The organism is Erythrobacter rubeus, assembly GCF_014705715.1.
Classification (GTDB): domain Bacteria; phylum Pseudomonadota; class Alphaproteobacteria; order Sphingomonadales; family Sphingomonadaceae; genus Erythrobacter; species Erythrobacter rubeus.
Genome location: NZ_JACXLC010000001.1, coordinates 507003 through 519306, shown reverse-complemented (window position 1 = coordinate 519306; position 12304 = coordinate 507003). Strand labels below are relative to the sequence as shown.

Annotated in this window: 14 protein-coding genes; 10 read left to right on the top strand and 4 right to left on the bottom strand. The window is 62.2% G+C overall.

From position 1 onward, the window contains the following. Window positions 1-4: 4 nt before the first annotated feature. Window positions 5-172: a hypothetical protein gene (locus IB285_RS02505; RefSeq protein ID WP_190786694.1), complete on the top strand. Its 168-nt coding sequence runs from the start codon at window positions 5-7 to the stop codon at window positions 170-172. 3 nt (window positions 173-175) lie between these two features. Here IB285_RS02505 and IB285_RS02500 read toward each other — a convergent pair whose 3' ends face one another. Together IB285_RS02500 and crtD are read right to left on the bottom strand one after the other, a co-directional pair. After that, on the bottom strand, window positions 176-895 hold the full coding sequence (locus IB285_RS02500; protein WP_190786693.1) for a hydroxyneurosporene dehydrogenase: 720 nt from the start codon (window positions 893-895) through the stop codon (window positions 176-178). Window positions 896-1014: 119 nt separating this feature from the next. Then, complete coding sequence (gene crtD, locus IB285_RS02495) at window positions 1015-2586, bottom strand: 1-hydroxycarotenoid 3,4-desaturase CrtD (protein WP_190786692.1); 1572 nt, start codon at window positions 2584-2586, stop codon at window positions 1015-1017. A 104-nt stretch (window positions 2587-2690) separates the two neighbouring features. Here crtD and IB285_RS02490 point away from each other — a divergent pair, with 104 nt between their 5' ends. From IB285_RS02490 to pufM, 9 genes are all read left to right on the top strand, one after another. Then, window positions 2691-3833: an acetylserotonin O-methyltransferase gene (locus IB285_RS02490; RefSeq protein ID WP_234033041.1), complete on the top strand. Its 1143-nt coding sequence runs from the start codon at window positions 2691-2693 to the stop codon at window positions 3831-3833. 131 nt (window positions 3834-3964) lie between these two features. Further along, window positions 3965-4900 carry a chlorophyll synthesis pathway protein BchC gene (bchC, locus tag IB285_RS02485; protein WP_190786691.1) on the top strand — a complete coding sequence of 312 codons (936 nt, stop codon included), beginning with the start codon at window positions 3965-3967 and terminating at the stop codon, window positions 4898-4900. Next, on the top strand, window positions 4897-5886 hold the full coding sequence (locus IB285_RS02480; RefSeq protein ID WP_190786690.1) for a chlorophyllide a reductase iron protein subunit X: 990 nt from the start codon (window positions 4897-4899) through the stop codon (window positions 5884-5886). The genes bchC and IB285_RS02480 overlap by 4 nt, the downstream gene beginning before the upstream one ends. 96 nt (window positions 5887-5982) lie before the next feature. After that, window positions 5983-7431, top strand: a complete 1449-nt coding sequence (bchY, locus tag IB285_RS02475; RefSeq protein ID WP_190788954.1) for a chlorophyllide a reductase subunit Y — start codon at window positions 5983-5985, stop codon at window positions 7429-7431. Continuing rightward, a complete protein-coding gene (gene bchZ, locus IB285_RS02470; protein ID WP_190786689.1) occupies window positions 7428-8909 on the top strand; it encodes a chlorophyllide a reductase subunit Z in 1482 nt (493 codons plus the stop codon). The genes bchY and bchZ overlap by 4 nt, the downstream gene beginning before the upstream one ends. 141 nt (window positions 8910-9050) lie before the next feature. Then, complete coding sequence (gene pufB / locus IB285_RS15075; protein WP_190786688.1) at window positions 9051-9203, top strand: light-harvesting antenna LH1, beta subunit; 153 nt, start codon at window positions 9051-9053, stop codon at window positions 9201-9203. A gap of 86 nt (window positions 9204-9289) precedes the next feature. Next, window positions 9290-9484, top strand: a complete 195-nt coding sequence (gene pufA / locus IB285_RS02460; RefSeq protein WP_190786687.1) for a light-harvesting antenna LH1, alpha subunit — start codon at window positions 9290-9292, stop codon at window positions 9482-9484. Between the two features lie 97 nt (window positions 9485-9581). Continuing rightward, window positions 9582-10418 (top strand): photosynthetic reaction center subunit L, encoded by an 837-nt coding sequence (gene pufL, locus IB285_RS02455; RefSeq protein ID WP_190786686.1) that lies wholly within the window; start codon window positions 9582-9584, stop codon window positions 10416-10418. Between the two features lies 1 nt (window position 10419). Beyond that, window positions 10420-11343, top strand: coding sequence for a photosynthetic reaction center subunit M (pufM, locus tag IB285_RS02450; RefSeq protein WP_190786685.1), 924 nt, complete (start codon window positions 10420-10422; stop codon window positions 11341-11343). A 155-nt stretch (window positions 11344-11498) separates the two neighbouring features. Here the strand turns inward: pufM and IB285_RS02445 are convergent, their stop codons facing one another. Beyond that, window positions 11499-11756 (bottom strand): hypothetical protein, encoded by a 258-nt coding sequence (locus IB285_RS02445; protein ID WP_190786684.1) that lies wholly within the window; start codon window positions 11754-11756, stop codon window positions 11499-11501. A gap of 55 nt (window positions 11757-11811) precedes the next feature. Further along, window positions 11812-12294, bottom strand: coding sequence for a TspO/MBR family protein (locus IB285_RS02440; RefSeq protein WP_190786683.1), 483 nt, complete (start codon window positions 12292-12294; stop codon window positions 11812-11814). Window positions 12295-12304: the final 10 nt, after the last annotated feature.

The following is a 12304-nucleotide window of genomic DNA, read 5'->3' as shown; positions in this document are numbered from 1 at the left end:
GCGCATGGATGGCAATTTCGGCTGGATCGAGATCGTTTTCTTCTACGGGATCGCGATCAGTTTCGGCGCTTGGCAATGGTGGAAGATGGACCGCGACCTCAAGCAGATCCGCAAGGAAAAGGCCGAGGCCGAGGCCAAAGCCGACGGCGGTGACGACGCGTCAAAGGAATAGAGTTCATCGTTTCTGACGCGGCATCCGGTATGGCAGCATGAACTGCACCAGCGGCGATGCGAAGCGCCGCATGTCGAGGCTTTCCTGCACCGATACGACGTCTTCGCCGTAGAGCTTGGAGGCGAGCTCCGAACGCGCATAGAACGGCGTATCCTCCCATGTCCGGCTTACCTCGGCAAAGCCGATTTCGGACCGCGTGCGGCGCGCAATGCCCCATTTGCTGCTTGGAAGATCAGCAGACGGCGGCAAATCGGTTTCGTCGGGAATGCCGTCCGCGCCGAAGCGAATGGCGCTGGCAAAAACCGAACCATCGCCGCGTTCCCCTTCATAGCAGACCACCGCGCCGCTCTTCATATGCGCGCGCGACCAGTGCCAGGTGCGAAAGCCGTCTTCGAGCGGTTCCGACCCGCGATTGTGATCGAAATAGCCCGATCCGCTCCAGCGGACGCGCGGCTCGTCCATCGCGACCTCGATCCGCGCGCGCGGGGCCATACAGTGCCAGATATGATTCTCGCGCGCATCGAGTGCGAAGCTTGCCGGATTGAGCGCCTCGGGAATGACCCGCACCTTGCCGCGCACTTTGCGGCGCAGCGGATTGAACAGCCGCTTGTCGCGCTCTTCGATCGTGATTTCCAGCGCATCGCCTTTCCATTCGACGTGGCTGGGGCCGATCTGGAGGTTGGTGACATCGTGCGAAACGCTGCCCGCCGGTCGCTCTGTCATGGCCCAGCGCGCGCTCGGCCCATAAAGTGCGACGTTCAGCGAGCAGTGATCGAGCGGATCGCCGCGGCCGCTCTTCTTGTAATAGGGGGAAAAGACGCTGCCCAGAAAGGCAATGATCGTCAGCCCGTGCTGCCCGTCTTCGCTGATCGCATCGATATACCACCAGGTGTAGCCGCCCGGTGGAACCGCCGCATCGAAGCGAGGTCCCGTTCGATCGTTCGCGCTGCCAGCAGTCCTGACAAGGCAGCCATCGGGACCCCGGCCGCTGGGTGCGTCGCCCCGCCCGCGCAGTAAAGTCCCGGTATCCTCGTCTTCGGCCCCTGCCGCTGGAAAGAAGCCGCCCAGCCGTGCGACGCTCTGCCATAAAGGGCGCCGCCGGTGGCCGGGAACAACCCTTCCCACGTTTCCGGTGTCGCCAGCTGGTGCGGCATCTGCTCCTCCAGCGCCAGCCCGCATCGTCGAAGGCTGCTCCTCATGGCGAGTGTGCATGTCTCGATCTCCTCGGCTGAGTAGTGATGGGTGTCGCCATTGGCAGGGGCGTTGACGATGATCTGGATACGCTCGCGGCTGCTCGGTCGCGGATTCCCGGCGGCGCGCTCGCTGGCGCTGCGATCCTGTGCGCACAGGTAAACGGTGGGGTCGGATGGCGGGCGTCCGCCTGCGATATCGGCAAACTCGCGGGCGTAATCGGGCGAGAAAAACACGTTGTGGTGGCTGAGATCGAAGCCGCTGGTTTCGGCGTGAGCGAACCACACTAGGGCGGACAAGGATCTCTTGCTCTTGGGCATCGCGCGGACAGACTGTGCGGCGTGCTCGCCGAACTTGCCATCGGACAGCGCCGCGGGATCGGCGTTGGAAATCACGATATCGGCCGGGACCGTGTCGCCATTGGTCAGCCTGACACCGCTCACCCGGCGGCTCTCGATCAGGATCTGCGCCGCGTGGGATCCGGCCATGAAGCGAACGCCCTTGCTCTCGGCAAGTTGGCGCAGCGCATTCGCGAGCGCGCTGATCCCGCCGTCGATCAACCAGACGCCGCGCGCCTCGGTGTGCGCGATCAGCATCAATGTCGCGGGCGCCTGAAACGGATCGGACCCGCAATAGGTTGCGTAGCGCCCGTAGAGCTGCTGCAGGCGCGGATCGGCGAAATGCTCGCCCAGCGCCTTCCACAAATTGTCGAACGGCCGCATCGCCATTGCATCGCCAATACGGTGCAGGCCCATGCGCCACATCATCGGAAGCGGGGTCGAAGCACTGTCGCCGCGCAGGAAAGGCTCGTCCAGCACTTCGTAAATGCGGCGCGCTTCCTGACGGAATGCGCGGTATCCGGCGGCGGCATCGACTCCAGCGAAATCGCCGATCGCCTCTTCGCTGCGCACGGGATCGGCAAAGAGATCGAGCGTGCCGCCGTCAGCCCAGGCGTGACGCGCGATCACCTCTGCGCAGCGAACGTCGATATAATCGTCGAGCCGCGCGCCGCAGGTGTGGAAGATCTGGTCGAACACATCGCGCATCGTGAACACGGTCGGACCGGCCTCGATAGCCTTGCCATCAACCTCGACCGTCCGGGCTTTGCCTCCGACCCATTCCTCTTTCTCGATCACGGTGACGTCATGGCCGCGCGCAGCCAGCATGGCGGCGCTGGCAAGCCCGCCCATTCCGGCTCCGATAATCGCGATCCTGTCTCTCACCGCTCTCCCCTGAGCTGCGCGCTATTGCCGCGAGTCTCGCGGCGCTGTGCGGACAATATCATTGACCTTACTCTATCATCTGTCCAATCAAATGGACATATGAGATGTCAAATCACTCGGAAATGACCGAAAAACCGTCATGGAAGGTCCGCTGGATCGCGCGCCGCAACGCGGTTTTTGCCAGCTCTCGGTTTCAGTACTGGGCCGCACGGATACCCTTCATTCGCTCGGTCGCCCGCACCCGCGCCACTCAGATGTTCGACCACCTTGTCGGCTTTTCCTATTCGCAGGTCCTGCGCGCGGCGGTAGAGAGCGGCTTGCTCGACCTGCTGGCAAAAGGTCCGGTGAGCGCGAGCGTGGTCGCAGGCGAGATCGACCTGAGCGAAGAGGCCGCCCTACGCTTGCTGAGGGCTACGCGCGCTCTCGATCTGGCAGAAGAGGCCGGCCCCGATGGATGGATGCTGGGCCAGCAAGGGGCGGTGCTTCAGGCCGACCCCGGTACCCAGGCGATGATCCGGCACCACCGCCTGCTCTACGCCGATCTTGCCGATCCGATCGACCTGCTTCGCCGCGACCGCAAGGAGCCGACGGCACTCTCGCGCTATTGGTCTTACGCCGGAGCCCTGCACGGCGCGGCCGAACGAGGGGCGGAAACGCAGGAATACTCGCAGTTGATGGCCGCGTCGCAGCGCTTCGTCGCAGACGAGGTCATCGGAGCGTTTCGCTTTCCCGGACACGCCAGCCTGCTCGATGTCGGCGGAGGGCACGGGGAATTCATCCGCCGTGTCGGCGCCGCCTACCCGCAAATGCGCCTTGGCCTGTTCGATCTGCCCGAAGTGGCCGAGGCCGCGCGCGAACCGCTGGCGCAGTCAGTCGGCGCAGACCGGCTCACCTGCCATCCCGGCAACTTCTTCGAGAATCCGATCCCCGAGGGGTACGACATCGTCTCGCTGGTACGGATCCTCCACGATCACGACGATGAACCGGCAATGGCGCTGCTCAGAAACATCCGCGGCAGTCTCCGCCCCGGGGGCAGACTTTTACTGGCCGAACCGATGGCGGCTATCCCCGGTGCAGAAGCCATGGGAGACGCGTTTTTCGGCCTCTATCTTTGGGCGATGGGATCGGGCCGTCCCCGCACGCCTGACGAGATCTCCACAATGATGCGCGAGGCTGGATTCTCGCGCACTCGGGTCGTCCCCACTGCACAACCGGTGATCGCCAGCTGCATTGTCGCTCATGCCTGACGCCTTCGGTGTCTGATCAAATTGACACCTATGCTTGTAAGGCGTACCACACACTTGGAGAAAGTATCTCTTGCCACTGACCGAGTCGCCGTTTTCGGGGCCGGAAAGATGCAGAGGGGGAAGCGCAGAGGATGAATTCACTGGCAGTCATACTCGAAGGACCCGAGCGTCTTGCGCTTCGGGAGCTTGAGTTGACGCCAGCAGGTCCGGGCGATGTCGTGATCGATATCGCGTGGAGCGGTATCAGCTCCGGCACTGAAAAACTGCTGTGGACGGGCCGGATGCCTGATTTCCCCGGCATGGGTTACCCGCTTGTCCCCGGATATGAATCGCTGGGCCGCATCATCGATGCAGGCTGCGATGCGCAGAGCCGGATCGGCGACTGGGTCTTTGTCCCCGGCGCGAATTGCTACACCGATGCACGCGGGCTGTTCGGCGGAACGGCCAACCGCGTGGTCGTACCCTCAGCCCGCGCACTACCTGTGCCCGAACGCCTCGGGCAATCGGGCGTACTCTGCGCGCTTGCTGCCACCGCACTTCATGCAATCAACGGCGGAACCCCGCCCGATCTCATCATCGGGCACGGTGTGCTGGGCCGATTGCTCGCCCGCCTGACAACCGCGATTGGTGCACCAACACCGACCGTGTGGGAAACGAACGAAGCCCGCAGAACCGGGGCGCAGGGATATGAAGTACTCGCTCCCGAAGCGGACGAACGCCGCGATTACAGCGCGATTTACGATGCCAGCGGCGATGCGAGCATCGTCGATGCTGCTACCCCGCATCTGGTTAAAGGCGGCGAGATCACACTCGCCGGCTTCTACGCCGAGCGGGTCAATTTCGCCTTCCCCGCCGCCTTCATGAAGGAAGCACGCCTGCGCATCGCCGCCGAATGGCAACCGCGCGATCTCACCCAGACGCTGGATCTGATCGAAACAGGCAGGCTCGATCTCTCAAATCTCATCACGGATGCCCGCCCTGCCTCCGCGGCAAGCGAAGCGTATCCTCAGGCTTTCAACGACCCTGCCTGTCTCAAAATGGTTCTCGATTGGAGTGCCGCTGCATGACCATGCTGGACGTCCACACAGAAAGCCTGCGCGAAGAAGCGTCGCAGGAGCCCGATCCCGTCCACACCGGCGAAGTGACCAGCGAAACGAAGGTCATCGCAATTTACGGCAAGGGTGGTTCGGGCAAGAGCTTTGCGCTTTCCAATCTCAGCTACATGATGGCGCAGCAGGGCAAGCGCGTGCTGCTGATTGGCTGCGATCCGAAATCGGACACGACTAGCCTGCTGTTCGGCGGCAAATCCTGCCCCACCATTATCGAAACCTCCTCGAAGAAGAAGCTCGCAGGCGAGGAAGTCACGATTGAAGACGTCTGCTTCCAGCGTGACGGCGTGTTCGCGATGGAGCTGGGCGGACCCGAAGTCGGTCGCGGCTGCGGCGGGCGCGGCATCATCCACGGCTTCGAACTGCTCGAAAAGCTTGGCTTCCACGAATGGGGCTTCGACTACGTCCTGCTCGATTTCCTAGGTGACGTGGTATGCGGCGGGTTCGGCCTGCCGATTGCACGCGACATGTGCCAGAAAGTGATCGTGGTCGGATCGAACGACCTGCAATCGCTCTACGTAGCTAACAATGTCTGCCACGCGGTCGAATACTTCCGCAAAATGGGCGGCAATGTCGGGGTTGCCGGCATGATCGTGAACAAGGACGACGGCACGGGCGAAGCGCAAGCCTTTGCCGAGGCGGTGGATATCCCGGTGCTTACGGCCATCCCGGCCGACGAGGACATCCGGCGCAAGAGCGCCAACTACCAGATCATCGGAAAGCCGGGCGGCGAATGGGGAAGCCTGTTCGAAGAGCTCGCCACCAATGTCGCAGAGGCGCCGCCGCGCCAGCCCACCCCCCTCGACCAGGATGGCCTTCTCGACCTGTTCTCGCCCGAAGATACCGGCGGGAATGTCGAACTGATCCCAGCCACCCAGGCCGACATGCGCGGCGGCGTTTTCGAACAGAAACCATCGCTTGAAGTGATCTACGACGAGGTCTGATTGACGGATTTCTCTGCCTCTGACGCTGAACGCACCCCCGACCGGATCGAGCTCGATTCCGGCAGCGGTGATGGCTGCCATGGAGGCAAGGACCGGATGCAAGAGGCCGCCCGCGCTGCGGGCAAGAGCGAAATCCTCGATCAGTATGCCGCGGACTATCCCGTCGATCCCGAGCGGGGTCCGCACGACCAACCGCAAAGCATGTGCCCTGCCTTCGGGTCGCTCCGAGTAGGGCTGCGGATGAAACGCACTGCGACCGTGCTGTCGGGCAGCGCGTGCTGCGTTTACGGCCTCACTTTCACCTCGCATTTCTACGGGGCGCGGCGAACGGTCGGATACGTGCCGTTCTCATCCGAAACGCTCGTCACCGGGAAGCTGTTCGAGGATATCAAGGAAGCGGTCGAAGACCTCGCCGATCCAGAACAATACGACGCGATCGTCGTCACCAACCTCTGCGTGCCGACCGCCAGCGGCGTGCCGCTGCGTCTGCTCAAGAAGCAAATCAACGGTGTGCGCATCATCGGCATCGATGTGCCCGGCTTCGGCATTCCCACCCATGCCGAGGCGAAGGACGTCCTCGCCGGCGCGATGCTGCAATATGCCCGCACCGAGGTTGAGCAGGGCCCCGTCGCCGCGCCGAAGGAGCGCTCGGACAAACCGACCGTCGCGCTGCTCGGGGAAATGTTCCCGGCAGACCCGGTCGTGATCGGGCAGATGCTCGAACCGCTTGGCCTCGCCGCAGGTCCCGTTGTCCCGACGCGCGAATGGCGCGAGCTTTATTCCGCGCTCGATTGCTCGCTCGTCGCTGCGATCCATCCGTTCTACACCGCCAGCATCCGCGAATTCGAAGCGGCCGGGCGCCCGATCATCGGCTCCGCACCCGTCGGCGGCGATGGCACCGTCGCATGGCTGCAGGGCGTACGCGACGAACTCGGCATCCCGCAGGCGAAAGTCGACGGGGTCAAGAACGCCATGGCTGGCGCGATCAAACAGGCACTGGCCGCCAATCCGATCAAGGGCCGGATCACCGTATCCGGATATGAGGGATCGGAATTGCTCGTGGCCCGCCTGCTGATCGAAAGCGGCGCGGATGTGCGCTATGTCGGCAGCGCTTGTCCGGCAACGTTGTGGTCGGACTTGGACCGGCAATGGCTCGAAGAGGTCGGCGTGAAGGTCAATTACCGCGCCAGCCTTGAAGAGGACATTGCGGCTGTCGACGAATTCAGTCCCGATCTCGCCATCGGCACCACTCCGGTGGTCCAGCATGCAAAGGCCAAGGGCATTCCCGCGCTGTACTTCACGAATCTGATCTCGGCGCGTCCGTTGATGGGGCCCGCAGGCGCAGGCAGTCTCGCGCAGGTCGTCAACGCGGCGATGGCCAACAAGGAGCGCTTCGACACGATGCGCGATTTCTTCGAAGGCGTCGGCGACGATCATGCGGCAGGCGTATGGGAAGACACGCCTGTCGACCGGCCCAAATTCCGCAAGAAATACGCGGCTCTCAACGAAGCGGCGCGCAAGGCGTCCGAGGCGGTGGGCACATGACCTTGGTCCTCGATCATGACCGTGCCGGCGGATATTGGGGCGCAACCTATGTCTTCACGGCGGTGAAGGGCCTACAGGTCATCATTGATGGCCCGGTCGGCTGCGAGAACCTGCCGGTGACCAGCGTGCTGCACTACACCGACGCCCTGCCCCCGCATGAGCTGCCCATCGTCGTCACCGGCCTGGGCGAGGAAGAGCTCGGCAAGACCGGCACCGAAGGCGCGATGAAACGCGCCTGGGAAACGCTCGATCCGGAGCTGCCTGCCGTGGTCGTCACCGGATCGATCGCCGAAATGATCGGCGGCGGCGTCACCCCGGAAGGCACGAACATCAAGCGGTTCCTGCCGCGCACCATTGACGAAGACCAGTGGGAAAGCGCGGACCGCGCGCTGACGTGGCTCTGGACCGAATTCGGCCCGAAAAAAGCGCCCAAACCCAAAGAGCGCAAGGAAGGCGAAAAGCCCAAGGTCAACATCATCGGCCCGAGCTACGGCATGTTCAACATGCCGTCCGACCTCGCCGAAATCCGCCGCCTCGTCGAGGGGATCGGCGCGGAAGTCGGCGTCGTTTTCCCGCTCGGCTGCCACCTCGCCGACATACGCCAGCTCGGCACTGCAGACGCCAATGTCTGCATGTACCGCGAGTTCGGCCGCAACCTCTGCGAAGTGCTGGAGAGACCCTATTTCCAGGCACCTCTTGGGCTCTCCAGCACCACAAGATTCCTGCGTGCGCTTGGCGAGGAACTCGGACTCGACCCCGAACCGTTCATCGAGCGCGAGAAGCACACCACGATCAAGCCGCTGTGGGACCTGTGGCGCTCGGTCACTCAGGACTTCTTCGGCACGGCCAGTTTCGGGATAGTCGCCAACGGCACCTATGCCCGCGGTATGCGGCACTTCCTCGAAGAGGACATGGGGCTGCCCTGCGCTTTTGCATTTTCGCGCGAAGCGGGCGTGAAACCAAAAAACGAGGATGTGCGCGCAGCCATTCACGCGAACCCGCCGATGGTGCTGTTCGGCAGCTACAACGAACGCATGTATCTCGCCGAATGCCCGAGCGGTTTCGGACCGACCGGCACCTTCATCCCGGCAAGCTTTCCAGGGGCGGCGATCCGGCGGCATACTGGAACACCCTTCATGGGCTATTCCGGCGCGACCTACATCGTGCAGGAGGTCTGCAATGCGCTGTTCGATGCGCTATTCCACATCCTGCCGCTCGGCACCGAAATGGACAAGGTAGAGGCGACCCCTGCCCGCAGCGAAACTGAAGTTTCCTGGGAGGAAGCAGCTAAAGTCAGGCTCGACACCCTCGTCGAAGCGCAGCCCGTCCTCATCCGCATTTCCGCCGCGAAACGCCTTCGCGACGCGGCCGAACGCACCGCGCGCATGCGCGGCCAAAGTGCAGTCACGCCCGACTGCCTCGACAAACATTTTTCTGGCCAGAATCAAGGGGCGCAGCTCGAGGGAGAGACCGTATGACCTGTCATGCAGTCACCTTCGCCGCGCCCGGCATCCAGATTGCCCTTATCCGGGGCACACCAAATCCACGTGGGGGATCACGCGGGGATGCCGACGGAGGCTTCGGCCTTCACTCCAACCAACTGATACGGAGACATTTCTATGAATGATCCTGAACGCATTGGGACTCACCTGACGCCTGAAGAGGCAAAGGAGATCCACAAAGGGTTTATGGGCACGTTCACGTTGTACGTGGCGATCGCTGTCGTGGCACACGCACTCGTGTGGTTCGATAAGCCCTGGTTCCCAATTTAATCCTCCGCTTGCTCCGTCATGGACCGGGGAAAGATCCGCGGGTCGTGGCTGAAATACGCAACTGAAAATCTCAAAGGAATTTCATCATGTGGAGTATTTGGCTTCATTTCGACGTCCGCCGCGTTCTCGTGGCTCTGCACGTCGGCCTGGCTGTTCTGGCCTTTTCGATTCACTTCATCCTGCTCAGCACGGATCGCTACAACTGGCTCGATAACTCGACCACTGGCAATCCGACCGCGACCGCTGTGATTGAATCATCGGAAGCGCCGGTAGCTCTATAGCGGCCACTAAAGATGCGAGGGGGCAGGTTCGCCTGCCTGCCTCCTACTTCTTTCGGTAAAACAACAAAGCCCGCCATCAGGCGGGAAGGATGGACCTATGGCGCTCCTTAGTTTCGAGCGGAAATACCGCGTGCGCGGTGGAACATTGATCGGCGGTGACCTCTTCGATTTCTGGGTCGGGCCGTTTTATGTCGGATTCTTTGGGGTCTTGGTGGCAATCAGCGCGCTTCTTGGAACGATGCTGATTTTTGCTGCGGCCATCGAAGGTCCGACCTTGAACCCTTGGCTGATCGACATTCAGCCACCGGCGGAATCGTATGGCCTCGGCCTCGCTCCGCTATCGGAAGGCGGCTATTGGCAGGTCATCACGGCCTGCGCGATCGTCGCATTCTCTTCGTGGGTACTCAGGCAAGCGGAAATCTCTCGCAAGCTGGGCATGAGTTTACACATCCCGATTGCGTTCAGCTTCGCTGTCTTCGCCTATTTCACGCTGGTCGTCATTCGCCCGGTCTGGATGGGCGCGTGGTATCACGGGTTTCCCTACGGTATCTGGTCGCACCTCGATTGGGTGTCGAACACCGGATACATGTATGCGAACTTCCATTACAATCCGGTGCACATGCTGGCGATCACGTTCTTCTTCACGAACTGCCTCGCCCTCGCGCTGCACGGCGGACTTGTGCTTTCGGCCGTCAACCCAAGCGACGGGACCGACGTGAAAACGCCGGAATACGAAGACACCTATTTCCGCGATTTCATCGGCTATTCGGTCGGCACACTCGGCATTCACCGGGTGGGCCTGTTCCTTGCGCTTAACGCAGGGTTCTGGAGCGCCATCTGCATCGTGATCTCGGGAACCCTTTATGTCGGCAGCTGGCCGGAATTCTGGGATTTCTGGAGAAAGATCCCAATCTGGGAAGGAGGGCCGATCTGATATGGCTACCTATCAAAACATCTTCACACAGGTGCAGGTAAAGGGTCCGCCCGAAATGGGCGTACCGCTCCCTCCGGGCGAAGACATCCGCATCCCTTCCACCGGGTACAATTACTGGATGGGCAAGATCGGACAGGCACAGTTCGGCCCGATCTATCTGGGCACGCTGGGCGTGATCTCGCTGGCTTTCGGTGCCGCCGCGATCATGATCATCGGCCTTAATTTCTGGGCCGAAGCAGGCTGGAGCCCGCAGACATTCATGCGAGAGCTGTTCTGGCTATCGCTCGATCCGCCCGGCCCCGAATATGGGTTCAGCCCGTTCGTGCCTCTTAACGAAGGCGGGTGGTTCATCCTCACCGGCGCGTTTCTGACGATATCGGTGCTCGCCTGGTGGGCGCGGACCTATCGCCGGGCGAAAATGCTGGGCATGGGGATGCACATTCCGTGGGCCTTCGCGAGCGCGATCTGGCTGTTTCTAGTGCTGGGCTTCATCCGCCCACTTCTGCTGGGCAGCTGGGCCGAGGCGGTTCCTTACGGCGTGTTCTCGCACCTCGATTGGACCAACAACTTCTCGCTGATCCACGGCAACCTGTTCTATAACCCGTTCCACGCGCTTTCGATCGTGTTCCTCTATGGCTCCGCGGTCCTCTTCGCGATGCACGGCGCGACAATCCTCGCGGTCGGACGCTATGGCGGCGAGCGGGAGATCGAGCAGATCACCGACCGCGGCACAGCATCGGAACGGGCCGGCCTGTTCTGGCGCTGGACCATGGGCTTCAACGCAACGATGGAATCGATCCACCGCTGGGCCTGGTGGTTCGCGGTGCTGACGACGTTCACCGGCGGTATCGGCATCCTGCTGACCGGAACGGTGGTCGATAACTGGTATGTATGGGCGCAGGAGCACTATTACGCTCCCAAGTGACGCGCCTGAGAGGGTAGAGCTTTAGCCACGGCGATACGCTCTACCCGTCGGCATAGAGAAAAGCCCGGCCCGTGTGATGCGGCGCCGGGCTTTCTGTTTGTGTAGTTTAACGGAAAATGTGCCGCGGCGCTGGGGACCGCGGGCCTGCCTGTGCTTCAGCGCCGAGCTTTCATCCGCATACGCAGATCGAAGAGGTGCAGCGGTAGCGACAGCGCGAGCGGCGCTGCGATCCAGTACCACTCCGCACCGACCAGCGCTGCGCGCAGACCGAGTACGAGCAGCACCGCCGGTCCAAGCAGCCCGGCAATCTCCGCCCAGCGCCAATTGCGCAGCCGGAGCCACACCGCTTCTAATGCCAAGACCAGCAGGATCATATCCGCCGCGTGCCCCGATTGCAGGAACCAGTCCATCATTTGAGTTCTGCCGGGCCGACGTGCTCATCAAGCGCCGGGACAGTCCAGTACTCGATCAAATGAAGGGACCGTTGAGGTCGATAACCGCCCAGTTGAGCGCACCCGCAATCCCCACCCAGATCAGGTAAGGGACCAGCAAAGCCGCCGCGAGCCGAGAGAACCGGCCGCAATAGACGATCAGCGCGAGAATCGAGAGCCATAGGAACACCAGCTCGATCATGGCCCAATCGGGGCGCTGCAAGCGGAAGAACAGCAGGCTCCAGGTGATGTTGAGAAAACCGTTGAGCGCAAACAGGCTGATGACCCATTGGGCGCTCGCGCTGGTGGGCGCCGCGCGCCATGCGGTGATGCCGGAAATCCAGATCAGCGCATAGATGATCGTCCAGACGATCGGGAAAATGCCGTCGGGCGGGTTCCAGTCCGGTTTTTGCAGGCTCTGATACCACGGCCCGAGATCGGTAATCGTTGCACCCAAGGCCGCGACGCAGCCCGCTGCGATGGTCGCGACGAATACTGTGAGAAACCAGCTGCCCTTCATGGGAAGAAGC